Origin of the sequence: Actinomadura barringtoniae (genome assembly GCF_017573505.1) — a bacterium.
GTDB classification, from domain to species: Bacteria; Actinomycetota; Actinomycetes; order Streptosporangiales; family Streptosporangiaceae; genus Spirillospora; species Spirillospora barringtoniae.
The window spans coordinates 16,075-42,591 of the sequence record NZ_JAGEOJ010000009.1 but is presented as its reverse complement, the minus strand read 5'-3'; the positions used below and the strand labels follow the sequence as shown (position 1 = coordinate 42,591).

The following is a 26,517-nucleotide window of genomic DNA, read 5'->3' as shown; positions in this document are numbered from 1 at the left end:
GATGGGGACGGCCCGGCGGCGCGGCGAGGCTGACGGGCATGGACATTGCGATCATCGGCGGCGGTGCCGCCGCAGTGGGACTGCTGGACGCGCTGGCGCGGGCCGGGACGTCGGGACCGGTCACGGTCTTCGAGCCCTCGCCGCACCTGTGGAGGGGGCGGCCGTACGGGCCGGACCTGGATTCGGTGCTGGTCAACGTGCCGCCCGCGATCATGTCGATCCGGCACGGCGACCGTGACCACTACGCCGCCTGGCTGGGCGCGCGTGCCACGGAGCACATGGACGAACGGCTCGGGCACCCGATCGTTCCGCGCCCCCTGTACGGCCGGTATCTGGAGGACACGGCGGAGAAGGCGGCCGCCGAGCTCGGGGTACGGGTGGTGGAGTCGGCGGTCGTGGCGGTGACGCGGGCGGGAGGCCGTCTGGCGCTGCGCACGAGCGACGGGAGCGTGCACCTGGCGGATCAGGTGGCGCTGTGCGTGGGCGGAGGCCGGCCCCGCGACCACTACGGGCTTGAGGGAACGCCCGGCTACATAGGCGATCCGTATCCGCTCGCCCGGACCTTGGAGAACGTGGCGCCGGATCGCGAGGTGATGGTGATCGGCAGCGGGCTCACCGCCATCGACGTGGTGGTGTCACTGGCCGCGCGCGGCCACACCGGGCCGATCTCGCTGGTGTCGCGGACCGGCATGCTGCCCTACGTCTGGCAGCGCCCCGGCCCGTACCGGCCGAGGCACGTCACCGTCGAACGAGTGCAGGCGCTCGGGGAGGTCACGCTGGACGGGCTGGAGGGCCTGCTGCGGGCGGAGATGGCCGAGGCGGGCGAGGACCTGGGCGCGCTGGTCGAGGATCTGCGCGGCGCGTGGACGGAGGACCCGGTGGCGCGGCTGCGCCGGCAGCTCGCCGATATCGACGGGCCCGAGATCGGGCGGCGGGTGGTGCAGGAGACGGCGCACACGGTCGGCCCGCACGCGTGGCGGCTGCTCGGCGAGGCCGACCGGGAACGGCTGCGGGCATGGTCCCGCGTCGCCACCGGGGTCGCCTCGCCGATGGTGCCGGTGAACGCGGCGCGCCTGCTGGAGCTGTTCGACTCGGGTCAGCTCAGCGTCGTGCGCGGCGCCGCCGGGATCGGGCCGAACGCCGCGGACGTGGTGGTCAACGCCGTGAACCCGCCGCCGCACTCGATCCCGGGCGGTGCCGCCGAGCTTGCCGCCTCGCTGGTGGACGAGCGCCTGGCGGCGCCTTACCCCTCCGGCGGGCTGGTCCCGGCCGATCCCCGCGTGCACATCGTGGGCGACCTCGCCGGGGACGGGCCGTTCATCACCTCGGGCATCCCTGGAGTGGCGGCTCAGGGCGCGGCGGCGGCCCGGGCGATCGGGGCCGCGCTCACCTGATCTGGACGGCCAGCAGGCAGGTGTCGTCGTTGGGGTTGGCCGCGCCGACCGCCTGCAGCACGCGGTCGATGAGGAGGTCGGGGCTCGCGTCGGAGTGGGCCTCGGCCGCCTCCCGCAGCACCCGGAACCCGTCGGTGAGGTCGCGGTCGCGGCGCTCCACGAGACCGTCGGTGTAGAACAGCAGCAGGTCGCCCGGCTCCAGGCGGGTGTCGGCCAGCGCCAGCGGCGGCTCGTCGAGCGCTCCGAGCAGCACCCCGTCGGGGGTGTCGAGCATCTCGGCCTTGCCGTCGCGCAGCAGCACCGGCGGGGGATGCCCGGCCTGCGCCCAGGTGAGGGTGCGGCTGACCGGGTCGAACCGGCCGGCGATCACGCTGGCGGTGAGGGACTGGTGGCGTTGCATCAGCAGGCGGTTGAGCCACCGCAGCAGCTGGTCGGGGGAGGCGCCGGTGCAGGCGAGCCCGCTGAGGGCGTTGCGCATCCGCGCCATCGCCGCGGCGGCGGCCAGGCCGTGCCCGGACACGTCGCCGATCGCCAGGAAGACCTCGTCGTCGGCGAGCGCGGAGGCCTCGTACCAGTCGCCGCCGACACGGGTCTGGCTCTGCGCGGGCAGGTAGCGGACGGCGACCTGCAGGCCGGGCAGCTGCCGGGGGCCGCGCGGCAGCGGCAGGATCGCGCGCTGCAGCTCGACGGCGATGTGGCGTTCCTCGGCGATGCGGCGGCGCTCGCGCTTCAGCTCCTGGCGGGTCGCCGCCAGCATCGCGTCCGAGCGGCGGCGCTGGCTGACGTCCTGGAACACCGTGTGCAGCGCGATCGGCTCGCCGAGGGCGTCCAGCACCGGCTCGGCCATCACCCGCAGGTGCCGTACGTCGCGGCCGACGCGGACGCGCAGCTCCAGATCGGCTGCCTCGCGGCGGCCCAGCAGCGTGCGCATGAGGTGCTCGGCGTGCGGGAGGTCCTCGGGCACGACGTAGTCGGCGAGGCGTTCCAGCGGCACCGGGCCCTCGGAGCGCGGCCTGCCCAGGATCGTGTAGAGCTGGTCGGACCAGCGGATGTCGCCGGTGGTGAGGTCCCAGCGGCTCCAGCCGAGGTTGCCGAGCCGTTGCGCCTGCTGGAGCTGGGCGGCCAGGTCGGTCGAGTCGTCGTGGAACTGCCAGCTGGCCAGCAGGCCGCCGCCGACGCGGCAGGCCCGCACGCTGAGCGTGGCCGGGACCAGCTTGCCATTGTCGAGGCTGGCGTAGTCGCGCGGGCCGCGGCGCAGTGGTACGCCGGTCTCCAGGACCTTCACGTACTCCTGGAAGACGTCGGTGACCGCGAGCGCGGGGTACTGCTCAAGCAGCCGGACGCCGACGAGGTCCTCGGGACGGTGGCCGGGCAGGTCGGTCGCGTCGGAGTTGACCGCGTCGACGTGGAAGTCGACCACGCGGCCGGACTCGTCGCGGATCGGGGACATCAGCGCGCACGGGCCCTGCACGGCGTCCAGCACCGCGCGCAGCCACGGCGCCTCGGTCGCGGCGGTGGTCTCGGGGGCCAGCTCGAGGAGCCGCCGCGCGCAGGCCGCGATGACCGAACGGACGTAGCGGCGGGTGCCGTCGTCGGGGTCGGGCGGCTGCGACCAGGTGATCTCGGCGGCGCCGACGATCTTGCCGCCGACGATCAGCGGCAGGCAGGAGTAGGGGCCGCTGAGCTTGGCTGCCTCGCCGACCACCGCCAGGCGGGTGGTGTCGGCCGACCACAGCGGCGTGCCGGTGCGGACCGTGCGGACCAGGCCGACGTTGGTGTGCGGGGGGATGCGGGTCCACTCGCTGACCACGTGCGCGGGCAGCCCGTACGAGCCGCCGACCCGCAGCGCGCCGTCGGGCTCCATCACGGTGAGGATCGCGGCGCGGGCGCCGAGCCAGCCGAGCGCCTCGTCGGTGAGGCGGCGCGCGAGCTCGTCGGCGCTGCGCGCGGCGGCGAACGCGGCCGAGGCCAGGTGCCGTGCGGCGGCCAGCGGCGGGGTCAGCTCGCCGTCGCCCTCGACGTGGTCCTCGTCGGCGCGGGCGTGCACGGGGGCGCCGTCGGCCAGCGTCGAGCCGTTCGCCCCATTGACGCCGTTCGACCCGTTATGTCCGCCCGTCGGGTGCGTCCCGCCGGTGGTGCCATTGGTGGCGCCACCGGCGGTGGTGCCGGGGGAGCCGTCGGACGTGCCGTTCGCGAGCGGCGCGAGGTAGGTGGCGGGGTCGAAGATCGAGGTGGCCCGGTGCCGGGGCTCCTCGGCGGAGCCGATATCGGTGCCGAGCAGCAGCGCCGCCGCGACCGCGGGCTCCACGTCGGCGTCGGCGGCCAGCTGCAGCAGATGGTCGTAGGCGGACTCGACGCCGCAGCCCAGGCGCTCGGCCAGCAGCCCCTTCGCCTGCTCGATCACCGTGCGGGAGCGCAGCTCGCGCCGCTGGTCCTCCAGCTCACGGCGCAGCCGCTCCACGGTGGCGGCGAGGGCGACGGTCTGGGTCTGCTGCATCAGCGCATCCTGGTCCCTGAGATCCTGGAGGCGAATCCGAAGCGGACGATCCGGTGTCGGAGCACGTACAGAATGTAACAGGACCTGGTCACAGGGGAGGGAGGAAGCGGTAAATCCGTTCCGCGCCTGATGTCAAGCGGCGGTTGACACCGCGACCTGAGATGGAGATGGATGTGACGACGGAGTTGTATCCACGCGAGCGCCTCGCGCAGGTGCAGAAAGCCACGGCCGAGTCAGGGCTGGGCGCCCTGTTCCTGACGCCGGGGCCGGACCTGCGCTATGTCACCGGCTATAACGCGTTGCCGCTGGAGCGGCTGACCTGTCTGGTGGTTCCGGCGGCGGGCGACCCGTTCCTGGTGGTGCCGCGGCTCGAGCTGCCCGCGGCCCAGGAGTCGCCGGCCGGCGGGCTGGGCGTCGAGCTCGTGCCCTGGGACGAGACCGACGACCCGTACGCGCTGGTCGCCAAGCGGCTGCCTCAGGGGGTGAACAGCGTCGGCCTGGCCGACCGGATGTGGGCGATGATGGTGCTGCGCTTCCGCGCCGCGCTGCCCGCCGCCGAGCAGGTCCTGGCCGGCAAGGTGCTGCGGGGGCTGCGGATGCGCAAGAGCGCCGCCGAGGTCGCGGCGCTGCGCGAGGCGGGCGCCGCTATCGACCGCGTGCACCAGCGCGTGCCCGGCTTCCTGCGCCCGAGCCGTACCGAACGGGAGGTCGGCCGCGACATCGCCGACGCCATCATCGCCGAGGGCCACGAGACGGTCGACTTCGTCATCGTCGGCTCCGGCCCGAACGGCGCCAACCCGCACGCGGAGCTTTCGGACCGGGTCATCCAGCCCGGCGAGCCCGTCGTGGTCGACATCGGCGGCACGATGCCGAGCGGCTACTGCTCGGACTCCACGCGCAACTACTGCATCGGCACCCCGCCCGGGGACTACCTCACCTACTACCGGGTGCTGCGGGAGGCGCAGCAGGCGTCCTGCGACGCGGTGAAGCCCGGCGTGACGCCCGAGGCCGTGGACGCCGCGGGCCGAGACGTCATCGCCGCCGCCGGCTACGGCGAGTACTTCATCCACCGGACCGGACACGGCATCGGGCTGGAGACCCATGAGGAGCCCTACATCGTCTCGGGCAACACCGAGCCGCTGGAGCCGGGCATGGCGTTCTCCATCGAGCCGGGCATCTACCCCGGTGAGCACGGCGCCCGCATCGAGGACATCGCGGTCTGCACCGAGGACGGCTGCGAGCGCATGAACCTCACCGACCGGGACGTGGTGGTGGTCGGCTGACCCGAGGCTCGTCGAGCAGCGCGAAGCGCCCATCGAGCAGTGTGAAGGCGGGATCCCGGGGAGGGGTCCCGCCTTCGCGGCGTTCACCGGTCCACCTCGCGGCGTGCGGTGATCGGCCACATAACGATCTCTACGCGAATGGCGCACTTTTGCGATCGGCATATTGCGGCGCGGCACCGCAGCCCTGTACGACATCTATTCACTGTTCCGCCGGGGTTACAGGCATATGTCCACCGGCGACAGGGCTCGATGGCCGGACGCAGAGGAGACGCCGTGGCAGAGGTCGACCTGACGGGTGTCGGGAAGGTCTATCCCGACGGGACCAGGGCGGTCACCGATCTGAACCTGGCCATCGCCGACGGGGAGTTCCTCGTGCTGGTCGGCCCCTCCGGCTGCGGCAAGACGACCGCGCTGCGGATGGTCGCCGGCCTGGAGGAGATCTCCGAGGGCGAGGTCGTCATCGACGGCCGGGTCGTGAACCGCATCCCCTCGCGCGACCGCGACGTCGCCATGGTCTTCCAGAGCTACGCGCTCTACCCGCACCTGTCGGTGCGCGACAACATCGGGTTCGGGCTCTCGCTGCGCAAGCTGCCCAAGGCCGAGATCCGCACGAAGGTGGAGGAGGCCGCCGAGATCCTCGGCCTCACCGACCACCTGGACCGCAAGCCACGCAACCTGTCGGGCGGGCAGCGGCAGCGGGTCGCGATGGGCCGCGCCATCGTCCGTTCGCCCAAGGCCTTCCTGATGGACGAGCCGCTGTCGAACCTGGACGCCAAGCTGCGCGTGCAGATGCGCGCCGAGATCGCCCGCATCCAGCGCGACCTCGGCGTCACCACGATCTACGTCACCCACGACCAGACCGAGGCGATGACGCTCGGCGACCGGGTCGCGGTGATGAAGAAGGGCGAGCTCCAGCAGGTGGCGCCCCCGCAGGAGCTCTACGACCGGCCCGCGAACCTGTTCGTGGCCGGTTTCATCGGCTCACCGGCCATGAACCTGCTTCACGGCACGCTGACCGGCGACGCGGACACCCCGCGGATCGACGTCGGCGGCCAAAGCCTGACGATCCCGTCCGAGGTGCTCGACCAGCGCAGCGAACTGCGCTCCTACCTCGGCAGGGACGTCGTCATCGGGATCCGTCCCGAGGACATGGAGGACGTCGAGCTGGTGGACGGGCCGCAGAACGCCCGCCTCACCGCCACCGCCGAACTGGTGGAGGCCATGGGCTCCGACGTCCTCGTGCACTTCGCGGTCGAGGCAGCCCAGGTCGTCACCGAGGACACCAAGGAGCTGGCCCGCGACGCCGGGACCGACGTGCTGGGCAAGCTCGAAGCGCCCCGCACCGACATGGTGGCGCGGTTCAGCCCGCGCACCCGCGTCAAGGTGGGCGACCCGCTTGCCGTTCAGGTCGACACCGGCCGCCTGCACTTCTTCGACCCCGAGAGCGGCGCGTCGATCTGGTGATCGGCGTGACCGTCGTCCAGGAAGGAACCTGACTAAAGATGCGCAGCAACCGACTTACCGTGCTCCGGGGCACCGCCCTGGTCGCCGGTCTCTCCCTGGCCCTCGCCGCGTGCGGCGGCGGGGACGACGACAAGGGCGACAAGGGCGGCGGCTCCGGCGGCCAGTCCCTGAAGGGCGTCAACCTGGAGCTGGCCGCGGTGTGGACCGGCGCTGAGGGCGCCGGCATGAAGCGGGTCCTCAGCGCCTTCGAGAGGAAGACCGGCGCGACGGTCAAGCTGACCCCGACCGGTGACAGCACCGCCACGTTCCTCCAGACCAAGATCCAGGGCGGCGCGCCGCCGGACATCGCGATGCTGCCGCAGCAGGGCGTCATCGCCGAGTTCGCGAAGAAGAACTGGATCAAGCCGCTGAGCCCCGAGGTCCAGCAGGCCGTGCAGGCCAACTACGCCAAGGTCTGGCAGGACTTCGGCACCGTGGACGGCAAGCTGTACGGCGTCTACTTCAAGTCCGGCAACAAGTCGCTGGTCTGGTACCGCGCCAAGGCGTTCGACGACGCCGGCGTGCAGCCGCCGACCGACTGGGCCGGGTTCGCCAAGACCGTGCAGACGCTGTCGGACGCGGGCACCACACCGCTGGCGATCGCGGGCGGCGACGGCTGGACGCTCACCGACTGGTTCGAGAACGTCTACGCCTCGCAGGCCGGCGTCGACAAGTACCGCCAGCTGTCCAAGCACGAGATCAAGTGGACCGACCCGTCGGTCAAGGAGGCGCTGAAGACGCTCGCCCAGGTGTGGGGCAAGCCCACCAACATGGCGGGCGGCGCGTCCGGCGCCCAGTCGCTGCTGATGACCCAGGCCGTCACCAGCGTCTTCGGCGACAGCCCCAAGGCCGCGATGGTCTCGGGCGCCGACGTGGTCTCGGCGACGATCGGCGGCGAGACCAAGTCCAAGGTCGGCACCGACGCCAAGGTGTTCCCGTTCCCGAAGGTGGGCGCGCAGCCGCCGCTGGTCGGCGCCGGTGACGCCGCGGTCATGCTGAAGGACAACAAGGGCTCGCAGGAGCTGATGAAGTTCCTGGCCTCGCCGGAGTCGGCGGCCGAGTGGGCCAAGGCGGGCGGCTACATCTCGCCGAACAAGAACGTGGACCTGGCGTCCTACCCCGACGACATCCAGCGGGCGAACGCCAAGGCCGTCATCGACTCGGGCGACAACTTCCTGTTCGACATGTCCGACCTGTACCCCGCCGCGTTCGGCGGCACCAAGGGCTCGGGCGAGTGGAAGCGCCTGCAGGACTTCCTGAAGAACCCGTCGAGCGTGGACGCCACGGCCGCCGGGCTCGAGGCGGACGCCACCAAGGCGATGAAGTAACACCGCCGTAGGAATCGCTGAAAGCCGCAGTAGTAGCCGAAGAGTCGTACGGGACAGACGGAGAAGCGCATGACCGACACCCCGGAGAGTCCGGCCGGGTCCGAGCCCTCCGGGGAACGGTCAACGGACCAGTCGTCCGTCTCCACGGCCAAGCCGTCCAAGGCGCCGTCCTCCGGGACGTCCGCCGAGGCATCGGCTGCGGCGCCGGCGGCCAAGCCGTCGGCCCAGTCGTCCGCCGCGAGCGGGCGGCTGGGCCCGGCGCCCTGGATGGCGGGCGGGTTCCTGATCCCGGCGCTGCTGGTGCTGGGCCTGCTGGTGGTCTACCCGATCGTCTACACCGTCTGGCGCAGCCTGTACGACGCGTCGGGCGACAAGCTGGTCTGGCTCGGCAACTACATCGACATGTTCACCGACGACGTGACCCTCAGCTGGGGCTCCAGCCCGGGGAAGATCGTCGTCAGCTTCCTGCTGCTGCTCGTCGCGGCCGGCGTCGTGTGCGCCGGGGCGCTGAGCATCATGGCCTGGCGCCGCGTCGTCATCACGCTGCTGGTGCTGCTGGCCGTCGAGGTCCTCTCCTACGCGCTGCTGTCGGCACGTTCGGAGATGTACGTCGCGTTCCGCAACAACCTGATCTGGGTCGTCGTCGCGCCGTCGGTCATCGTGGCGCTCGGCCTGGTGTTCGCGGTCGTCACCGAGCGGATCCGGTGGGCCGCCGCGTTCAAGCTCATCGTGTTCATGCCGATGGCCATCTCGATGCTGGCCGCCGGTGTGATCTTCACGCTGGTGTACGACCGGGCGCCCGAGCGCGGCGTGCTGAACGCGGCCGCGGTCGGCGTGCACGACACCTTCAAGGAGGCGTCGCACTACCCGGGCGTCCGGCCGCGTGAGAGCGGCGGCCCGCTGCGCGCCGAGGGCAAGGCGTTCGCCACCCAGGCGCAGGTCCAGCCCGGCCAGACCGTGCTGCTGCCGCTGGTGGCGGTCACGCCGGAGATGCAGAAGAAGCTGTCGCCCGCGCAGGCGCCCTCGCCCAAGCCGGGCACGGTCGCTGGAACGGTCTGGGCGGACTTCTCCCCGGGCGGCGCGGCCAAGCCCAACCAGGTCGACGCGTCCGAGAAGGGCCTGCCGAAGATCACGGTGGAGGCGGTCTCGGGCACCAAGGTCGTCGCGACGGCGACCAGCGCCGCCGACGGCACCTTCGCGTTCAAGAACCTGCCGGCCGGGTCGTACACGATCCGGCTGCCCGCCTCGAACTTCGCCGCCCCCTACAACGGCGTCAACTGGCTCGGCTCGGACCTGGTGACCGCGTCCATCATCGGCGCCTACATCTGGATGTGGGCGGGCTTCGCGATGGTGCTGATCGGCGCGGGCCTGGCCGCGATCCCGCGCGACGCCCTCGAGGCCGCGCGCGTGGACGGCGCCACCGAGCTCCAGGTCTTCTTCCGGGTCACGATGCCGCTCCTGGCGCCGGTCCTGGTCGTCGTCCTGGTCACCCTCGTCATCAACGTCCTCAAGGTCTTCGACCTCGTCTACATCATCGCGCCGGGCTCCACACAACAGGACGCCAACGTCCTGGCCCTGCAGATGTACCTGAAGTCGTTCACCGGCGAAGGGGCCGACCAGGGCGTGGGCAGCGCGATCGCGGTCGTGCTGTTCCTCCTCGTCCTGCCCGCCATGGTCTTCAACATCCGCCGATTCCGTCAGGAGCAGGCATGACGAGCGAAACCACCACGGCGCCCGCCGGCCCTGCCCAGAAGGGCGTCGCGGGCGCGCCCCGGCGCAGCGTCGCCTCGCGGATCGTCAACCGCCTCGGCGGCGGCGCGGTGCAGATCGGCCTGATCCTGATCGCGGTCATCTGGCTGGTCCCCACGTTCGGCCTGTTCATCGCCTCGCTGCGCAGCCAGACCGACAACAACGACAGCGGCTGGTGGAAGATCTTCACCAAGCCCGCCGAGCTGACCCTGAAGAACTACTCCGACGTCCTGTCCAACGACGACATGACGTCCGGGTTCGTCAACACGATCCTCATCACCGTCCCCACCACGATCCTCGTCGTCGTCATCGCCTCGCTGGCGGCCTACGCGTTCGCATGGATCGAGTTCCCCGGCCGCGACTGGCTGTTCCTGGTCGTGGTCGGCCTGCTGGTCGTCCCGATCCAGGTCGGCCTGATCCCGATCGCCAAGCTCTACAGCGGCATCCACGTCGGCGGCTTCAAGATGTTCGGCTCGATCCCGGGCGTCATCCTCTTCCACGTCGCCTACGGCCTGCCGTTCGCCATCTTCCTGCTGCGCAACTACTTCGCGGGCATCCCGCGCGACCTCCTCGAAGCGGCCCGCATGGACGGCGGCACGGAGTGGACCATCTTCCGCCGCGTCATCTTCCCCCTCGGCGGCCCCGCGATCGCCTCGCTCGGCATCTTCCAGTTCCTCTGGGTCTGGAACGACATGCTGATCGCCCTCATCTTCGCCAACCGCGACTCCCAGCCCCTCACCGTCGCGATCCAGCAGCAGGTACGCCAGTTCGGCTCCAACATCGACGTCATCGCCCCCGGCGCCTTCCTGTCCCTGATCGTCCCCCTGGCCGTCTTCTTCGCCTTCCAGCGCTACTTCGTCCAGGGCGTCCTTGCGGGCTCTGTCAAATGAGTCAGTGATTGCAGTAACAACCAGGTATTCGGGGCATAGGTCTGTTAGGTGTGCAAGCCTGGCCGTTCCGACGGCCACCAGGAGGGTCGATGGCGGATCTTTGGATGCCCGGAGTCCAGCGACGTCCTGAGAACAACGGCAGCAACATGGTGGGCGGCCCGCCCCGCGCGGTCTGGCACATCACCTGGGACGAACTCGGACCGGGCGGCAAGATGCCGTCGTTCGACGCGATCGCGGACTACCTGAAGCGCGTGAACTACGCCCCGCACATCATGTGGGACCCGTGGACCGGCAGGACCGTGCAGTTCTACCCGGCCGACATGTCCGCGCGCGCCCTGGTGAACCTGTCGGGCGGCGTCGAGACCAACCGCATGGGCAGGGCCTGCATCCAGGTCGAGGTCTTCTTCTCACCCGGCGCCGTGGTCGGCGGCAAGAAGTACAAGACCGTCGCCGACACCCCCTGCAAGGGCATGGACAAGATCGTCGACTGGATGCGCGAGTGGGACATCCCCGACCGCTGGCCCCGCGGCTGGCCCCGCTGGTCCGGCAACTCCCGTTCCACCACGACCTGGCGCGAGCAGGCCGGGCACTTTGGCCACTGTCACGTTCCGGAGAACGATCACACCGACCCGGGGCCCATGCCCAAGTCGATGTTCACCGCCGAGCCGGGACCACCTGAGGAGGAACCCGTGCGGTACTACGGGCAGCTGAACAACGGACCTTCGGCGGTGACGCCGATCTCGCTGCACCCGGGGGACGTGGGTTCGATCGGGTTCGTCGCGGACAACGGGATCATGGGCAAGCCGCCGGTGAGGCTGCGGGTGGGCGTGCACGACAAGAACGGGTGGTACGCGCGGGAGATCACCGTGGACTCGGCCGGGGCCAAGCCGTGGTTCGACTTCCGCGACGCCAAGACGACCGACGGCGTGAGCGTGCTGCGCGAGGACGACGGGTCGGTGCCCGTCGCCTGGGACGCCAGCTGAATCACCGGTTAACGGGCTGACCTGGGAGTTACGGGCAAGCGTCGCGAATGTGACGCGCGTCATGTTGCCCACAGCCTGTGGACGAGGCTGTGGGCAACATGCGGACGACCTGTGCGCGGGCGCCTTCAGGCTGTGGAAATCAGTCCTTCTTGAGGGTGTCCACGGGGGTGTCCACCGCGGCGGCGTCGGTGTGGCCGATCGCCAGGCCGGTGTCCGGGTCGAAGAAGTGCAGGCGCCGGGTGTCGACGGCCAGCTCGATGTCCTGACCGGGGCGCACGTGCGAACGGGCGTTCACGCGGGCGGTCCACAGGGCCTTGTTCTCGATCAGCGGGATCGCCATCTCCGACTCGCCCTCGGCGGCGTCCTCGGCCAGGTCGGCGGTGTCCTTGTGCTCGACCGGCGGGGCGTCGATGGTGAAGATGACGTTGATCTCGCTGCCCAGCTCCTCGGTCACGCTGCTGGTGGCGGCCATCGGCGCCCAGTCGGCGGAGGCGTGCGAGGAGTCCTCGAAGTCCGACGGGCGGATGCCGAGGATCAGCTTGCGGCCCAGGTAGCCCTCCAGCCCCGGGCGCTCGGTCATGACCGCGTCGGGGACGGGGAGGGTGTAGCCGGCGAACGCGACCTGCGCGCCGCCGTCGCCGCGGGTCAGCTCGGCCTCGACGAAGTTCATGGCCGGGGAGCCGATGAAGCCCGCGACGAACAGGTTGACCGGGTTGTCGAACAGCCGCTGGGGCGTGTCGACCTGCTGGAGCTTGCCCTCGCGCAGCACGCAGACGCGCGAGCCGAGCGTCATGGCCTCGACCTGGTCGTGGGTCACGTAGACGGTGGTGACGCCCAGGCGCTCGTGCAGCTGGCTGAGCGAGGCGCGCATGGACACGCGCAGCTTGGCGTCCAGGTTGGACAGCGGCTCGTCCATGAGGAAGGCCTGCGGCTGGCGGACGATCGCGCGGCCCATCGCCACGCGCTGGCGCTGGCCGCCGGACAGGGCGGCGGGCTTGCGGGCCAGGAACTGCTCGAGGCCGAGCATCTTGGCGGCCTCGTGCACCTTCTGCTTGATCTCCGACTTCGGCGTGCCGCGCAGCTTGAGGCCGAACGCCAGGTTCTGCTCGACCGTCATGTGCGGGTAGAGCGCGTAGTTCTGGAAGACCATCGCGATGTCGCGGTCCTTCGGGGCCAGGTCGTTGACGACCTGGTCGCCGATCGAGATCTTGCCGCCGCTGATCTCCTCCAGGCCGGCGATCATCCGCAGCGCCGTGGACTTCCCGCAGCCCGACGGGCCGACCAGCACCATGAACTCGCCGTCCCGGATCTCCAGATCCAGGGAGTCCACGGCCTTGACGCCGCCCGAGTAGACCTTGTCGACCCGGTCCAGCACGATCTTGGCCATCTCGCACCCTTCGATGGAAACGTTTCCAATGAACCCTGCCGAACAGGGTGTTTACCTCACGAATGGATTAAACATCATGGAAACGTTTCCAATGCAAGGTCTGGATCATGAAAAGATGGCAGGGATGTGACCCGCGGGCGTGAGGACGCGAGGAGGAGATGGGCCGGATGGCGGAGAAGGGTGCCGGTAAGGGCGCGTACGCCGAGGGGCGGCCGGCGACGATCAAGGACGTGGCGGCGCGGGCCGAGGTCGGGATCGCGACGGTGTCGCGGGTGTTCTCGGGTGGGTCGGTCAGCGCGCGGACCCGGGAGCGGGTGCGGGCGGCGGCCGAGGAGCTGGACTACCGCCCGAGCGCCGTGGGCCGGAGCCTGAAGACGCGGCGGACCGGGGGGATCGGGCTGATCGTGCCGGATGTGACCGACCCGTTCTACGCCGATCTCATGGCCGGGGTGCTCAACTGCGCGCGGTCGCTGGGGGAGCACGTCGTCGTGGACGCCGCCCACGGTGATCCCGAACGGGAGGCGCTGATCGCCGACCGGATGATGGAGCAGCGCGTCGACGGGATCGTCGCGGTTCCGGCGGGCGGTAACGAGGCGTGGGAGTCGGTGCTGCGGGCGGGCGGCAACGTGGTCTTCGCCGACCGGGAGTCGCCGGCCGGGATTCCGGCGGCGCCGGCGGTGTTCACCGACGACCGGGCCGGGGTGCGGGCCCTGGTCGAGTATCTGGTCGGGCTCGGGCACCGGCGCATCGCGTTCCTGGGCGCGGCTGAGGCGGGTGACTCGGTGGGCGTACGGGAGGGCGCGTTCCGCGAGACGCTCAAGCAGCGCGGCGTTCCGGTCAACGAGGACCTGATGGTCGCGGCGCGGCCCGAGCGTGACAGCGCCTACGCGGCGGCGGCCGGGCTGCTGCAGGGCGGCGCGAACGCCTCGGCGGTCCTGGCGTCCGGCCACCTGCTGGGGGAGGCCGCCGTGCTCGTGGCGCGCGAGCTGGACCTGCGGGTGCCCGCCGACGTCTCGATCGCGATGGTGGGCGACGTGCCGTGGGCGGAGCTGTGCGACCCGCCGCTGACCGCGGTGGCGCGCCCCGGGCAGGACGTCGGTTACCGTGCGTGCGAGCTGCTGCTGCGCGATCGGGCCCGCCGGGGACGCGGCGAACCGGTGCTGGTCCCGACGGAACTGCTGATCCGGGGGAGTTGCGGGCCGCCGCGCGGGTCGCGGGGCCGGTAGGGATCGGGTGGCGGCGCGGCGGTGTTCGCAGTCGCTTGGTGCCGATCTGTGACACGTCCGGCTCGGCAGCGCCGCGCCAGGCACGCTAGATTCGCCGCGTGGAGGAGATCGATCGCCAGATCCTGGCGCTGCTGGCCGATGACGGACGCATGAGCTTCACCGACCTGGCGAAGGAGACCGGCCTGTCGGTGTCGGCCGTTCACCAGCGGGTCCGCAGGCTGCAGAAACGCGGGGTCATCAAGGGGTTCACCGCGCAGCTGGACGCCGAGCAGGTGGGGCTGCCGATGACCGCGTTCGTGTCGATCAAGCCGATAGACCCGTCGGCGCCCGACGACGCGCCCGAGCGCCTGAAGTACATCAGCGCGATCGAGGCCTGCCACTCGGTGGCGGGCGAGGAGAGCTACATCCTGAAGGTCCGGGTCGCCACGCCGAACGAGCTGGAGGACCTGCTCCAGCAGATCCGGGCGGCGGCCAACGTCGCCACCCGGACCACCGTCGTGCTGAGCACGCCCTGGGAGGGCCGCCAGCCGCAGATCCAGGGTCCCGAAGCCGAAGGCTCGTAAGAGGACGCGGAGCGGCGCCTGACGGCGAAGGCGCCCCGCTGCGGAGCGGCGTCTAGCGCGGGGCGAGGGCCTGCAGGGCCTCGCGCGCGAGCCACATCGCGTCCCACGGGTCGGCCGACGGGCCGCTCAGCATCGGGTCGAAGTTGAGGTCGACGAACAGCTCGGTCACGCCCTGCGCGGCGAGCGCCTCGAAGTCGGCGAGGATCTCCTCGTACGACCCGGTGAGGGGCTTGCGCGGCTCGGTGTCCTCGGGTGCGCCGTCGGCGCGGACCTGGACGGCGCCGCGCACGACGAAGCGCAGCGCGGCCGAGTCGCGTCCGGCCTTGTCGGCGGCCTCGCGGACGATCTCGATGGAACGGCCGAGCCCGGTGAGGTCGGCGCGGCTGGAGCTGATCCAGCCCGCCGCCAGCCGCCCGGCGCGGCGCAGCGCCGCCTCGGAGGCGCCGCCGAGCAGGATCGGGGGCTCGGGGGACTGCAGCGGCGCGGGGTCCATCCGGACCGGCGGGAAGTCGTAGAACTCGCCGTGGAACTCGGCGACCTCGTTGTGCCAGAGCGTGCGCAGCGCGGCCAGGAACTCCTCGGCGCGGGCGCCGCGGCGTTCCATCGAGGCGCCCGCGGCGGCGAACTCCTCGGGCATCCAGCCGAGGCCGAGCCCGAGGTCAAGGCGCCCGCCGCAGATGTGGTCGAGCGTGGCGGCCTGCTTGGCCAGCATCGCGGGGGAGAAGAACGGCATGTTGACCACGCCGACGCCGAGCCGGACCTGGCTGGTGTAGCCGGCCACGTAGGCCAGCGTCAGCAGCGGGTCGGGCACGTTGCGGTAGGTCTGGTCGGTCGACTCGGCCGGGTTCACCAGTCGCTGGAGCGTCCAGAGCGAGTGATAGCCGAGCTCCTCGGCCTGCTGGGCGATCAGCACCTGGTTGGCCGGCGTGGCCCACGGCCCCGACACCGGCACGGCGAACCCGATCTGCACGTGCGCTCCTCCTCGGTCGTCTCGGCGGTCGGCGCCGACCCTACCGCCCCTCAGTCGCGACCTTACAGCGTCAAGGCCGGAGACTTTGTGAGGCTTGTTGGCAATATGTGCACATCGAGTGAGATTCCGCAGGTAGGCGAGATCTGGGCGGACACGCCGCAAGATCACGCAACCCCGCCGCCTGTGGCGATCCGGAACTCGCGCGCCGATGAAGATCATTTACGGCGGGGTGTCCCGCGAGAGTTGGCGCATGGGTACGCAAGTGCGACGTGGCCGGGCCTCGGGCCCGGCCGAATGGTTCCTGGTGTTCCTCCAAGCGCGCGACGCGCCGCCGCGCGCCCGCGCGGGCAGCGCGGTGGGCCCCGCCGAGTGGCTCCTGGTCTTCCTGGACGCCGCCAAGGCCGGCGACCGCGACCATGGCCTGCTGGGCCCCAGGGCCGTTCCGAGCCCCCAGGACCAGCCCGGCCGGTCGGCCGCGCCCTCGGTGCCCGCCCGCCGCGCCTCCGCCGTCGGCGCCTGAGACCGGGACGACCACGATGATCATTACTCTGCTGTGCGCCGCCGTGCTGGGCGGCGTGATCGGCGGCGCCGAGCTCGTCGCGCGCTACCGCGACAAGCCCGCCAACGCCGTGCTGTCGCCGTCCGGGCTGCTGTACGTGCTGGTGAACGCGACCGCCTCGGTGATCGCGCTGGTGGCGACGCAGACGGCGGGCTGGCGGTTCGGGCTGCCCGCCTCGGCGCCCTCGGTCAGCCTGTACGTGGTGCAGGTGATCGCGGCCGGGCTCGGCGCGGCCGCGCTGTTCCGCACCTCGTTCACCCTCGCGCACGACAAGGGCATCAGCATCGGCCCGATCTCGGTGCTGCACGGCATGCTGAAGATCGTGGACGCGGCGCTGGAGCGCAAGCGGGCGCTCAGCCGGCTGTCGCACGACGATCTGGCCGGGCTGTCGTTCACCCGCGACCACGCGGCGATGACCGAGCTGTGCTGCCACGCGCTGGAGACCTTCGACCTCGCCGAGGCGCAGCGCCTCGGCGAGCTGGCCTCCGACCTGCGCTACCGCGAGGACCTCACCGACGCCGACAAGCTCGACTGCTTCGGGCTGGAGCTGAACCGGCTGGTGGGGGAGCGCGCGCTGCGCAAGGCGGCCGACCGGCTGCGGGACCGGCCCGAGGCCGAGCCCGTTGCGGCGCCGCACTACGACGAGCGGCTGGTCAGCGTGAGCGGCGGCACCGCCGCGACCGCCCCTCAGGCTCCCGCGCCCGCGGTGCCCGCTCAGGCCCCGGCAACGGCCCCGGTGCCCGCCCAGGCCCCGGCGCCCGCTCCGGCGGCGGTCCCCGCTCAGGCCCCGGCGCCCACCGAGGTGCTGGAACGCCCGGAGGGGCTCACCGGCGAGCACGACGGTGACCCGGCGAGGCCGGGCGATCTGCCCCGGCCCGTCGGGGGACGGCTCACCCGCCGTTCGTTCCGCGACAACTGATCACTCCTGGACCGGTCGGCGACCTGCCGATCCTCGCGGGCGGCGCCCCGCGGCCACACCGGCCGCGGGGCGCCGTCATGTCCGGTACGCGGCGCGCAGCGCGTCGTGGGCGGTGGCGGAGGCGTCGAGCCGGTCCAGCCCGTACAGCGCCGCGCCGAGGACCGGCGGGGCGTCGGCGACGATCAGGTGGGCGAACGGGGCGCGCTCGGCGAACCGCCACTCGATCGTGTCCATCAGCACGGCGCGCCGGGCGGTGAGCACGCCGCCGCCGAGCACGACCTCGGCGGGCCGGTCGAGCAGCCCGACGCGGCGCAGCGCCACCTCGCCCATCCCTACGACCTCTTCGGCGAGCCGGTCGGAGATCTCGCGGGCCACCGCGTCCCCCGCCTCGGCCGCGTCCATCAGCACCGGCGCGAGCGTGTTGAGCCGCTCACCGTCCAGGTCTCCCCGGTGCAGCGCGAGGCCGACGTCCAGCGCGGTCGCCAGGCCGAAATGGGCGGCCACGGCGGTGGCGAGCACGGTGCCGGGTCCTCGCCCGTCCTCGGCGCGGATGCCGTGCCACAGCGCCTCGTTGCCGAGCTCCCAGCCGCCGCCCCAGTCGCCGGTGATCCGGCCGAGGGAGGGGAAGCGGAGCGTGCGGCCGTCGGCGTTGGAGCCGACGCAGTTGATCCCCGCCCCGCACACGACCGCCACGCCGTGCCCGCCCGCCGAACCGACGCGCAGCAGCGCGAACGTGTCGTTCTGCACGCGCACGCTCAGCGCCCAGCCGCGCGCCGCCAGCGCCTCCTCCAGTTGCTGCTCGTCCTCGGGGGAGTCGGCGCCCGCCAGGCACGCCGACAGGTGGTTGACCTTGTCGGCGCCGGCCTGGGCGAGCGCGGCGGAGACGCTGTCGGACAGGCGTTCCACGGCGCCGTGCACGCCGTGGGTGTGCGGCCGGAACCCCGGGCCGCGGACGGTGGCCAGGAGCTCGCCCTGCGACGACACCACCGCCAGGTCGGTCTTGCTGTTGCCGCCGTCGACGGCCAGCAGGAGAGAAGCGGTCATCACCGGGCCCAGGCCAGGTGCGCGGCGTTGGCGTGGACCAGGTCGCGGGCGAGCCGGTCGGCGGGTTCGCGCTGGCCGATCAGCGGATGCGCCAGCAGGGCGTCGGCGACGCGGTCGACGCCGCCCTCCAGCGCGGCGGTGAGGGCCAGGTCCTCGTACGCCGACACGTGCGCGACGAGCCCGGAGAACAGCGGCCCCATGCGCGGCACGGGGAGCGGTACGGGCCCGCCCGCGGTGATGCGCGCGGGCACCTCCACGACGGCGTCGTCGGGCAGGAACGGCAGCGTGCCGTTGTTGCGGACGTTCACCACCTGCACGTCGCCGCGGTCGGACATCAGCGAGGCGAGCAGGTCCACGGCGGCCTCGGAGTAGAAGGCGCCGCCGCGCCGTTCCAGCAGGTCCGGCTTGGTGGCCAGCGTCGGGTCGGAGTACATGGTGAGCAGGCGTTCCTCGAGCTCGGCGACCTCGTCGGCGCGGGAACGCTCGTGCCGCTGCTCCTCCACCACCCGGTCGTGCTCGTAGAAGTAGCGCAGGTAGTAGGACGGTACGGCGCCGAGGCGGCGGATCAGCGAGGCGGGCATCACCACGTCGCCGGCGATGGCGTCCAGCTGCTCGTCCAGGAGCCGGGGGAGCATCTCCTGCCCGTCCACCTTGACCGAACGGATCCAGGTGAGGTGGTTGAGGCCGGCGTGCCCGAGCTCGACCTGCCCCGGCTCCACCCCCAGCACCGAGGCGAAGCGGCGCTGGAAGCCGATCGCCACGTTGCACAGGCCGACGGCCTTGTGCCCGGCGTCCAGCAGGGCGCGGGTGACGATGCCGACCGGGTTGGTGAAGTCCACGATCCACGCCTCCGGCGCGAGCTTGCGGACCCGTTCGGCGGCCTCCAGCACGACCGGCACCGTGCGCAGCGCCTTGGCGAGCCCGCCCGCGCCGGTGGTCTCCTGGCCGACGCAGCCGCACTCCAGCGGGATCGTCTCGTCCAGATGCCGCGCGGCCTGCCCGCCGACGCGCAGCTGGAACAGCACGGCGGTGGCGTCGGCGACCGCCGTGTCCAGATGCGTGGTGACGCGCACCGTGCCGGGATGGCCCGCGTGGGCGAACATCCGGGTGGCCAGGCCGCCGACCAGGTCGAGCCGGCCCGCGTCGGGGTCCACCAGGACCAGCTCCTCGACGGGCAGCACGTCGCGCATGCGCGCGAGCCCGTCGACCAGTTCCGGGGTGTAGGTCGAACCACCCCCGATGACAGTCAGCTTCAACCCTTCACTCCCGTCAAGGTCACACCCTGGATGAAGACGCGCTGGGCGAGGAAGAACACGATGAGCACCGGCATGATCGTCACGAGTGTGGCGGCCATCGTGAGGTTCCACTCGACGTGGTGGGCGGCGCGGAAGGTGGCCACGCCGATCGCCAGCGTCCAGTTGTCGGGCTTGGCGTACACCAGCGGGCCGTAGTAGTCGTTCCAGCAGTAGAAGAACTGGAACAGCGCCGCCGCCGCGATCGCGGGCTTGGCCATCGGCAGCACGACGCGGATCATCGTGCCGAACTCCCCGCACCCGTCCACGCGGGCCGCGTCGGCGTACTCGCGCGGGATCGTGATGAGGAACTGCCGCAGCAGGAAGATGGAGAACGCGTCGCCGAACAGCTGCGGGATGATCAGCGGCCACAGCGTCCCGGTGAGGTGGAACCGGGACCAGATGATGTACAGCGGCACCATCGTCACCTGCGGCGGCAGCATCATCGCCGAGATCACGATGACCAGCGCCAGGTTGCGGCCGCGGAACCGGAACCGCGCGAGCGCGTAGGCGACCGGCACGCTCGACACCAGCATGAACACCGTGGACAGCACCGCGTACACGGTGCTGTTCAGCGTCCAGCGGATCATGTCGTCGGTGAAGACGCGCCGGAAGTTGCCGAAGTGCCACGAGGTCGGCCAGAGATTGCCGCTGAGGGCTTGCTGGTCGCTCATCACCGCGGTGAGGAACATGAACACCAGCGGGGCCAGGAACATGATGGCCAGCGCGATCGCGATCGCGTGCGTGCCGATCCAGGCGAGCGACTTGCGCATGCCCGGGCTCGTGCCGTTCGCGCGGCGCGGCCGGCGGGGCGCGGTGGCGGCGGGACGCACGGGCGCCGTGGCGGCGGGCCCGGCGCCGGCGGTCTGGCTGGTCATCCGGCCTCCTCTCCGGCGAACGCGCGGAACTGGCGCAGCAGCACCAGCGTGAACGCCATCGCGACGACGAACATCACCAGCGCGAGGACGCACGCGTACCCCATGTTGAACTGCCGGAAGCCCTCGTCGTAGAGCCACTGCGGGAAGGTCAGCGTGGAGCCGTCCGGATAGCCGGGCGCGAACTGGGTGCCGGGCTGGTCGGCCTGCCCGGCCGCGACCTTGGCCGCGACCAGCGCCTGGGTGAAGTACTGCAGTGTCTCGATGACGCCGGTGACCGCCGCGAACGCGATCACCGGGGAGACCGTCGGCAGCGTGATGTGCCGGAACCGCTGCCAGGCGCCCGCGCCGTCGATCGCCGCCGCCTCGTACAGCGACACCGGGACGTTCAGCAGCGCCGCCAGCAGCAGGATCATCACGTCGCCGACCGCCCACAGCCCGAGCATGCTGAGGCCGGGCTTGGCCCAGTTCGGGTCGTTGAAGAAGTCGGGCATCGTGAAGCCCAGGTGGCGGGTGATGGTCGGCAGCGGGCCGGTGCCGGGGTTCATCACGAACACGAACGCCACGGTCGCCGACACCGGCGGGATCAGGTAGGGCAGGTAGTAGACCGACCGCAGGATGTTCCCGCCCATGCGGATCTTGGTGAGCAGCTGGGCGACGCCGAGGCCGAACAGCACCCGCAGCGGCACCATGATGACCACGAGCCACAGCGTGTTCTTCATCGCCGTGCGCGCGTCGGTGTCCTCCAGGAAGAACCTGTAGTTGTCGAAGCCGACGTACTTCAGCGTGAACAGGTTGTACCGCGTGAAGGAGAAGTAGACCGTCGCGGCCAGCGGGTAGGCGAAGAACAGGCCGATCCCGATCAGCCAGGGGGACATGAACCCCAGGATCGTGACGCGCCGGCGGCGCCGCGCGCGCGGCGCCGCCGCCGAGGGCCGCCGCCCGGGCAGGGTGATGGCCGTCATCGTCAGCCGCCGGCCAGGTCGAGGGCCTTGTCGACCTTGGTGTCCAGGTCGGCGAGTCCCTTGTTCATGTCGACCTTGCCGGGCTCCCACTGGTCCTGCACGAACTGCTGGAACTTCACCACGTAGTCGTTGCCGTTCGGGGTGGGCGGCGTGGTGGAGCTGTTGGGGTTCTTGAAGACCTGCAGGAACGTCTGGAACTGCGGGGGCAGCGTCAGGCCGGGAGAGGACAGCGAGGTGATCGTGGTGGGCACGTTGCCGAGCGCGTTGGCGAAGGTGACCAGCGCGGTGGTGTCGGTGGTCAGGTAGCGGATGAACTCCCAGGCTGCCTGCGGGTGCTTGGAGCCGCGCGGGATGCCGATGACGGTGCCGGCGATGAAGCCGCCGCCGTAGCGGGAGGTCTGGTCGTCGGGAACGGGCGCGGGGGCGGTGCCGTAGTCGAGCTTGGGCGCCTCCTCCTGGATGAACTTGGTGCGCCACTCACCGTCGATGGCCATGGCGACCTTCCCCTTCTCGAAGGGGTTGGAGGACTCGAACTCCTGGCCCATGGACCGCAGGAACTTCTTGACGTTGGCGTAGCCGTACCAGTCGATCAGGCTCTTGTTCCACTGCAGGTAGGCCTTGAACGCGGGGTCCTTGGAGAAGTTGGCCTTGCCCTGGTCGTTCAGCCACTTGACGCCGAACTGGGTGGCGACGTGCTGCGGCACGTGCTCGTAGTACTGCACCGACGGCATGAAGCCCGCGACCTCGATGGTCCCGTCGGGCTTGCGCTTGGTGAGCTTCTTGGCCAGGGCGGTCAGCTCGCTCATCGTCTTGGGCGGCTGCTCGCCCTTCATGAGGGCCTTGTTGTAGTAGAGGCCGTAGGTGTCGGCCAGCAGGGGCATCGCGCACCGGCGCCCCTGGTACTGGGTGTACTCCTGGACGGCCTTGGGGAACTGGTTGAGGTCCAGCTTGGACTTGGCGACGTACGGCGCCAGGTCCTGCCACGCGCCGCTCTGGCACCACTGCCCGACGCTGTCGGTGGTGAACGAGGAGACGACGTCGGGCGGGTTGCCGCCGCGGATGGCGTTGGTGATGCGGTCGTCGGTCTGGTCCTTGACGAGCTTCACCGTGATGTTCGGATGCGCCTTGCGGAAGCCCGCGACGGCGTCGTCGAACGCCTTGACCTCGTGGTCGGCGCTCCAGCCGTGCCAGACCTCGATGGTCTGCGGCGCGTCGGCCTTCGGCCCGCTGGTGGACTGGTCGCTGCCGCTGCTTCCGGCCGTGCAGGCCGCTGTCAGGGTGAGGGCCGCGGCGGTCGCAGCCGCCGCGAGCCGACCGGGATGGGTGCGCATTCCGGTTCTCCTTAGGAAGGGGGTATTCAGGGGGCGGTGCTGGAGAAGACCTCGTCGCGGGTCTCGCCGAGGGCCAGGTGCAGGGCGCCGGCGAGGACGGGGTTGCCGTCGATCGAGCTGAGCCGGACCGGCGGCCGGGGGATCGTCATCGTGTGCAGTTCGCGTTCGACCAGCTCGCGCAGCGCGTCGCCGCCCGCCATCAGCACCTCGCCGGTGAGGACGATGAGCTGCGGGTCCAGGACGGCGACGACGGTGGCGAGGGTGGCGCCGAGCCGGGTGGCCAGCTCGCCGAGCGCCTCGCGGGCCCGGCCGGTGGCCTCCGGCGCCGACCCCGGGCCCGCCGCCGCTGCCGCCGCGCGGCTGAGCGCCGTTCCGGGGTCGCGGCCGCCGAAGCCGTGCGCGCGCATCAGCTTCAGTACGGCCGAGCCGCCGGTGAGGGTGTGCACCCCGCCGGTGTGGGTGCGGCGGACGTCGCGCATGAGCGGCGCGCCGGCGACGGGCATGTAGCCGATCTCGCCGGCGCCGCCCGTCGCGCCCCGGTGCAGCGCGCCGCCCAGGACCACCGCCATGCCGACGCCGTCGGCGACCCACAGGAGGACGAAGTCTTTGACTCCGGCGAAGTCGGTCCGGGGGGCGTGGGGGGTCGGCTCCCCTCGGGCGAAACCGGCGTCGCCGGCCTGCCCGCCCGCCAGCTCGGCGAGCGCGGACAGGTTGACGTCGTTCTCGATGGAGACCGGCGTGCCGAGCGCGTCGGTCAGGAGTTTGCCGAGGTCGGGCACGTGCCAGCCGGGGATGTGGGCGGCGTAGCCGAGGCGGCCGGTGGTCGGGTCGACCGCGCCGCCGATGCCGATGACCACGCGCCGGAGCCGGTCGCGGGGGATGCCCGCGGTGGCGGCGTCCAGCGCCGCCCGCACGCGCGCCACCGCGTCGACGCCCGAACGGGACGGGGTCGGCAGGGTGTGCTCGCCGACGACCGCGCCGGTGAGGTCGGCGGCGACCGCGCGGATCCGCGCGGGCGTGACGTCCAGGCCCGCGACGTAGGCGGCGGCGGGGTTGACGCGGTAGAGCTCGGCGGTACGTCCGGGCAGGCCCTCGCGCACGCCGTCGCGCAGCACCAGCCCGGCGTCCTCCAGCCGCGCGAGCAGCTGCGAGGCGGTCGGTTTGGAGATGCCGGTGAGCCCGGCGAGCTGCGGCCGGGTGAGCGGACCCTGAGTGAGCAGGACCTCCAGGGCGGCGCGGTCGTTGATGGCGCGCAGCAGGCTGGGGGTGCCGGGCGTGGGGACCGTCACGGGCGCCTCCGCTCTCCCTTGAGTTAGGAAGGTTTCCTAACTTGGATGAGAAAGTAAGGAGTCCTGCCGAATCCGTCAAGGGGTCCGTGGAAGCCGAGACCGTTAGGTGACCCGGCGGCGCCGCCGGTCGCGCGCCGTGCGCCGCGCGGGCCTGCGGCTGGTCCTGCCGCCCGACCTGCGGCGGGTGCGCTTGCGGTGGGACCGCCGGTGCTGGTGGTGCCCGCGCCGGTCCGACTCGTGCGGCGAGGGAACCGGGCCGCGGGTCGGCGCCGGATCGGCGTCCGGCCCGGGCGTGAGGCTCCGCCCGGAGGCCGACGGCGATCCCGGTACGCCCGGCAGCCCGGCCGTCGCGGTCGAGTGGTCGCGCAGCGCCGCGGGCGTGCCCGGCCCGTCGGGCGCGATGAGCGACCCGCCGGTGCGGGCGAGGATCAGCGGGGCCGCGACCAGCAGCACCGTCAGCGCGGCGACCGCGCGGTGACGCTGCGGCGGACGCCCGCCGTTGCGGTGCAGCGCGAGCTTCAGGCCGAGCAGGGCGGTGTGCACCAGCTCGCCCGCCGCGATCGCCAGCAGGATCGGAATCGCGTGCGCGGGCAGCGGGACGACCAGCCCGACCAGCGCCCCGACGGTCGGGCTGACGCAGGCCAGCAGCAGCCATGGCCGCAGCCGCTGCCGCGCGGTGTCCAGCAGCGCCGTGAGGGTGAGGCCCTCGCTCGCCGAGTGGACCAGCAGCGACACGACGATCATCGAGGAGGTGGTCATCGCGACCGCCGCGCTCTCGATCGTGCGGTGGCTGGCCAGGGCCATCGCGGTGCCGACGCCGCCGAACATCATCTGGGTCGCGGGGCGGACCTGGCGATGCTGGCCGGGCGCGTGCCGGCCACCGGGACGGCGCGACCGCAGCCGCACCAGCGGATGGCCGTGATGCTCACGCCGGGTGAGCAGGCTGACCGCCGCGTAGCCGAGCGCGGCCGCCACCACGATCTGCGCGGTCGGCACCCGGTCGCGCAGCGCGTCCAGCCACGCGTCCGGCAGCACCTCGGTGAGCGCGACCACCAGGATCAGGCCCGAGGTGATGAGCAGCCACAGCGTCATGCGCCGCGCTCCGCGCCGCGCCATCAGGGAACCGGCGAGCGTGGACGCGCACACGCCCGCGGCGGTGGCACCGGCGGCGTACACCGGATAGATCGGGGTCATGGAAGTCGGGTCCTCAGCCGAGCGTGTCCTGGGCGGCGGGTGCGTGCTGCTGAACGGGCACCAGCACGGGCGGCGAGTGCGTGATCGGCGAGGGCGTGATGCGCGACGGTGTGAGCGGCGAGGGGGTGAGCGGCGGCAGGGTGCGGTGCTGCTGCTCCAGGTCGGCCAGCATCGTGCGCATGTGGTCGATGCGGTCGCCCAGCCCCTCGCGCAGCCGCGCGCCGTGGCGTACGACGGCCTCCACGGCCTCGGTGGCCTCGCGGTAGCGGGCGTCGGCCTCGTCCAGCGTCACCGACGCCGAACGGCGGGCCTCCTCCTCCATCGCGGCGGCGCGTTCACGCGCCCGCTCCAGGATGCCCGCCGCCTCCTGGCGGGCGGCGGCGACGGCGCGTTCGGCCGTCTCGTGCGCGAGGCCGACGATGCGGGCGGCGCTCTCGGGCGCGCTGCCCGGCCGGGCGCGCAGTTCCTCGTTCTCGCGATACAGCGCGGCGAGCGTCGCCTCGACCTCACCGAGGAAGTTGTCGACGTCTCCCAGGTCGTAGCCTTCGCGGAGCCGGACCGTGGCGAACACCTTGGTGTGCACGTCCGAGGGGGTCAGCACGTCCACCTCCGGGGGGTACGGAGACGATTACTCAGAGTCGCACATCACCTTCCCGTGACTACGGCCCGTAAAACGGCCGGACCCGGGTCGGCTTCGAAATGGCCCCGGAGGAGTCGCGGGAGGTCAGGGCGCCGCGACGATGAAGCTGGAGTTGCCGAACCCGACCTCGTCGCCCGGGCGCACGCGCGCCGGGCCGGTGAGCCGCCAGCCGTTCACCCGGGTGCCGTTCATCGACCCCAGGTCGGAGATCATCCAGCCCTCGTCGCCCCGGTAGATCTCGGCGTGAAACCGGGAGACGGTCAGGTCGGTGAGGATGAACTGGCAGCCGGGCGCGCGGCCGACGACGATGCGGGTGAGCCCGGACGGCGGCAGCATGAAGCGCGGCAGCCGGGGCGCCCGCCAGGCGGCCTCGACCCGCGCGGTCACCTGCGAGACCGAGGAGATGAGGCTGGTCAGCCGGTTGACGACGCGGTTGGTGGGCGGCAGGTCGTGCACGATGTCGGCGAGCTCGGACTGGCTCTGCGCGCGCAGCACCTGATCGACGCGGCGCTCGAACGTCTCGTGGGACATCCGGCCCTCGGCCACGCGGTCACTGAGCACGCGCAGCACGCGGTCGCGCTCCATATCGGACGCTCTCACCGGATATGAGGGCTGACCGTCCATAGCTGTGAGTAT

At 71.9% G+C, this 26,517-nt stretch carries 23 protein-coding genes; 11 read left to right on the top strand and 12 right to left on the bottom strand.

All coding sequences use genetic code 11. From position 1 onward, the window contains the following. The first annotated feature begins 38 nt into the window (after positions 1 to 38). On the top strand, positions 39 to 1,394 hold the full coding sequence (locus J4573_RS22165; protein ID WP_208257719.1) for an FAD/NAD(P)-binding protein: 1,356 nt from the start codon (positions 39 to 41) through the stop codon (positions 1,392 to 1,394). Here the strand turns inward: J4573_RS22165 and J4573_RS22160 are convergent. After that, a complete protein-coding gene (locus J4573_RS22160; RefSeq protein WP_208257718.1) occupies positions 1,387 to 3,891 on the bottom strand; it encodes a SpoIIE family protein phosphatase in 2,505 nt (834 codons plus the stop codon). The genes J4573_RS22165 and J4573_RS22160 overlap by 8 nt on opposite strands. 173 nt (positions 3,892 to 4,064) lie before the next feature. On the opposite strand from J4573_RS22160, the gene J4573_RS22155 reads away from it, so the two are divergent. The 6 genes from J4573_RS22155 (at position 4,065) to J4573_RS22130 (ending at position 11,627) form a co-directional block, all read left to right on the top strand. Then, positions 4,065 to 5,174, top strand: coding sequence for a M24 family metallopeptidase (locus tag J4573_RS22155; RefSeq protein ID WP_372442860.1), 1,110 nt, complete (start codon positions 4,065 to 4,067; stop codon positions 5,172 to 5,174). 273 nt (positions 5,175 to 5,447) lie between these two features. After that, entirely contained in the window at positions 5,448 to 6,638 is a 1,191-nt protein-coding gene (locus tag J4573_RS22150; protein ID WP_208257716.1) for an ABC transporter ATP-binding protein, read from the top strand. 38 nt (positions 6,639 to 6,676) lie between these two features. Next, on the top strand, positions 6,677 to 8,005 hold the full coding sequence (locus J4573_RS22145; RefSeq protein ID WP_208257715.1) for an ABC transporter substrate-binding protein: 1,329 nt from the start codon (positions 6,677 to 6,679) through the stop codon (positions 8,003 to 8,005). 69 nt (positions 8,006 to 8,074) lie between these two features. Continuing rightward, positions 8,075 to 9,718, top strand: a complete 1,644-nt coding sequence (locus tag J4573_RS22140; protein WP_243773416.1) for an ABC transporter permease subunit — start codon at positions 8,075 to 8,077, stop codon at positions 9,716 to 9,718. Then, complete coding sequence (locus J4573_RS22135) at positions 9,715 to 10,644, top strand: carbohydrate ABC transporter permease (RefSeq protein WP_208257714.1); 930 nt, start codon at positions 9,715 to 9,717, stop codon at positions 10,642 to 10,644. Before J4573_RS22140 ends, J4573_RS22135 begins: the two co-directional genes overlap by 4 nt. 89 nt (positions 10,645 to 10,733) lie before the next feature. Further along, positions 10,734 to 11,627 carry a hypothetical protein gene (locus J4573_RS22130; protein WP_208257713.1) on the top strand — a complete coding sequence of 298 codons (894 nt, stop codon included), beginning with the start codon at positions 10,734 to 10,736 and terminating at the stop codon, positions 11,625 to 11,627. Positions 11,628 to 11,766: 139 nt separating this feature from the next. On the opposite strand, the gene J4573_RS22125 is transcribed toward J4573_RS22130, so the two are convergent. Continuing rightward, entirely contained in the window at positions 11,767 to 13,014 is a 1,248-nt protein-coding gene (locus J4573_RS22125) for an ABC transporter ATP-binding protein (protein ID WP_208257712.1), read from the bottom strand. 167 nt (positions 13,015 to 13,181) lie between these two features. On the opposite strand from J4573_RS22125, the gene J4573_RS22120 reads away from it, so the two are divergent. Next, complete coding sequence (locus J4573_RS22120; protein ID WP_208257711.1) at positions 13,182 to 14,240, top strand: LacI family DNA-binding transcriptional regulator; 1,059 nt, start codon at positions 13,182 to 13,184, stop codon at positions 14,238 to 14,240. 98 nt (positions 14,241 to 14,338) lie between these two features. Next, a complete protein-coding gene (locus J4573_RS56160; RefSeq protein WP_208257710.1) occupies positions 14,339 to 14,803 on the top strand; it encodes an Lrp/AsnC family transcriptional regulator in 465 nt (154 codons plus the stop codon). A 52-nt stretch (positions 14,804 to 14,855) separates the two neighbouring features. On the opposite strand, the gene J4573_RS22110 is transcribed toward J4573_RS56160, so the two are convergent. After that, positions 14,856 to 15,773: a TIGR03619 family F420-dependent LLM class oxidoreductase gene (locus J4573_RS22110; protein WP_208257709.1), complete on the bottom strand. Its 918-nt coding sequence runs from the start codon at positions 15,771 to 15,773 to the stop codon at positions 14,856 to 14,858. A 250-nt stretch (positions 15,774 to 16,023) separates the two neighbouring features. On the opposite strand from J4573_RS22110, the gene J4573_RS22105 reads away from it, so the two are divergent. Continuing rightward, on the top strand, positions 16,024 to 16,293 hold the full coding sequence (locus tag J4573_RS22105) for a hypothetical protein (protein ID WP_208257708.1): 270 nt from the start codon (positions 16,024 to 16,026) through the stop codon (positions 16,291 to 16,293). A 16-nt stretch (positions 16,294 to 16,309) separates the two neighbouring features. Then, entirely contained in the window at positions 16,310 to 17,251 is a 942-nt protein-coding gene (locus tag J4573_RS22100; protein ID WP_208257707.1) for a hypothetical protein, read from the top strand. A gap of 75 nt (positions 17,252 to 17,326) precedes the next feature. Here J4573_RS22100 and J4573_RS22095 read toward each other — a convergent pair whose 3' ends face one another. From J4573_RS22095 to J4573_RS22055, 9 genes are all read right to left on the bottom strand, one after another. Next, the gene (locus J4573_RS22095; RefSeq protein ID WP_243773415.1) at positions 17,327 to 18,295 is read right to left on the bottom strand and encodes an N-acetylglucosamine kinase; all 969 of its coding nucleotides are present in this window, start codon (positions 18,293 to 18,295) and stop codon (positions 17,327 to 17,329) included. After that, positions 18,295 to 19,551 (bottom strand): 6-phospho-beta-glucosidase, encoded by a 1,257-nt coding sequence (locus J4573_RS22090; protein WP_208257705.1) that lies wholly within the window; start codon positions 19,549 to 19,551, stop codon positions 18,295 to 18,297. The genes J4573_RS22095 and J4573_RS22090 overlap by 1 nt, the downstream gene beginning before the upstream one ends. Further along, positions 19,548 to 20,465 (bottom strand): carbohydrate ABC transporter permease, encoded by a 918-nt coding sequence (locus tag J4573_RS22085; protein ID WP_243773414.1) that lies wholly within the window; start codon positions 20,463 to 20,465, stop codon positions 19,548 to 19,550. The genes J4573_RS22090 and J4573_RS22085 overlap by 4 nt, the downstream gene beginning before the upstream one ends. Beyond that, positions 20,462 to 21,427: a carbohydrate ABC transporter permease gene (locus tag J4573_RS22080; protein WP_208257704.1), complete on the bottom strand. Its 966-nt coding sequence runs from the start codon at positions 21,425 to 21,427 to the stop codon at positions 20,462 to 20,464. Before J4573_RS22080 ends, J4573_RS22085 begins: the two co-directional genes overlap by 4 nt. 2 nt (positions 21,428 to 21,429) lie before the next feature. Further along, a complete protein-coding gene (locus J4573_RS22075) occupies positions 21,430 to 22,758 on the bottom strand; it encodes an ABC transporter substrate-binding protein (protein WP_208257703.1) in 1,329 nt (442 codons plus the stop codon). A gap of 26 nt (positions 22,759 to 22,784) precedes the next feature. Further along, positions 22,785 to 24,047: an ROK family transcriptional regulator gene (locus J4573_RS22070; RefSeq protein WP_208257702.1), complete on the bottom strand. Its 1,263-nt coding sequence runs from the start codon at positions 24,045 to 24,047 to the stop codon at positions 22,785 to 22,787. A gap of 102 nt (positions 24,048 to 24,149) precedes the next feature. Next, positions 24,150 to 25,241 carry a ZIP family metal transporter gene (locus tag J4573_RS22065; RefSeq protein ID WP_208257701.1) on the bottom strand — a complete coding sequence of 364 codons (1,092 nt, stop codon included), beginning with the start codon at positions 25,239 to 25,241 and terminating at the stop codon, positions 24,150 to 24,152. Positions 25,242 to 25,254: 13 nt separating this feature from the next. Continuing rightward, a complete protein-coding gene (locus J4573_RS22060; protein WP_208257700.1) occupies positions 25,255 to 25,848 on the bottom strand; it encodes a DivIVA domain-containing protein in 594 nt (197 codons plus the stop codon). Positions 25,849 to 25,965: 117 nt separating this feature from the next. Further along, positions 25,966 to 26,505, bottom strand: a complete 540-nt coding sequence (locus J4573_RS22055; RefSeq protein ID WP_208257699.1) for an FHA domain-containing protein — start codon at positions 26,503 to 26,505, stop codon at positions 25,966 to 25,968. Between the last annotated feature and the right edge of the window lie 12 nt (positions 26,506 to 26,517).

Coding starts and splice junctions, on each gene's coding strand:
- J4573_RS22165 (WP_208257719.1), top strand. CDS start 39: ATGGACATTGCGATCATCGGCGGCGGTGCCGCCGCAGTGGGACTGCTG.
- J4573_RS22160 (WP_208257718.1), bottom strand. CDS start 3,891: ATGCAGCAGACCCAGACCGTCGCCCTCGCCGCCACCGTGGAGCGGCTG.
- J4573_RS22145 (WP_208257715.1), top strand. CDS start 6,677: ATGCGCAGCAACCGACTTACCGTGCTCCGGGGCACCGCCCTGGTCGCC.
- J4573_RS22140 (WP_243773416.1), top strand. CDS start 8,075: ATGACCGACACCCCGGAGAGTCCGGCCGGGTCCGAGCCCTCCGGGGAA.
- J4573_RS22135 (WP_208257714.1), top strand. CDS start 9,715: ATGACGAGCGAAACCACCACGGCGCCCGCCGGCCCTGCCCAGAAGGGC.
- J4573_RS22130 (WP_208257713.1), top strand. CDS start 10,734: ATGGCGGATCTTTGGATGCCCGGAGTCCAGCGACGTCCTGAGAACAAC.
- J4573_RS22125 (WP_208257712.1), bottom strand. CDS start 13,014: ATGGCCAAGATCGTGCTGGACCGGGTCGACAAGGTCTACTCGGGCGGC.
- J4573_RS22120 (WP_208257711.1), top strand. CDS start 13,182: ATGGCGGAGAAGGGTGCCGGTAAGGGCGCGTACGCCGAGGGGCGGCCG.
- J4573_RS22105 (WP_208257708.1), top strand. CDS start 16,024: ATGGGTACGCAAGTGCGACGTGGCCGGGCCTCGGGCCCGGCCGAATGG.
- J4573_RS22100 (WP_208257707.1), top strand. CDS start 16,310: ATGATCATTACTCTGCTGTGCGCCGCCGTGCTGGGCGGCGTGATCGGC.
- J4573_RS22095 (WP_243773415.1), bottom strand. CDS start 18,295: ATGACCGCTTCTCTCCTGCTGGCCGTCGACGGCGGCAACAGCAAGACC.
- J4573_RS22085 (WP_243773414.1), bottom strand. CDS start 20,465: ATGACCAGCCAGACCGCCGGCGCCGGGCCCGCCGCCACGGCGCCCGTG.
- J4573_RS22080 (WP_208257704.1), bottom strand. CDS start 21,427: ATGACGGCCATCACCCTGCCCGGGCGGCGGCCCTCGGCGGCGGCGCCG.
- J4573_RS22075 (WP_208257703.1), bottom strand. CDS start 22,758: ATGCGCACCCATCCCGGTCGGCTCGCGGCGGCTGCGACCGCCGCGGCC.
- J4573_RS22065 (WP_208257701.1), bottom strand. CDS start 25,241: ATGACCCCGATCTATCCGGTGTACGCCGCCGGTGCCACCGCCGCGGGC.
- J4573_RS22055 (WP_208257699.1), bottom strand. CDS start 26,505: ATGGACGGTCAGCCCTCATATCCGGTGAGAGCGTCCGATATGGAGCGC.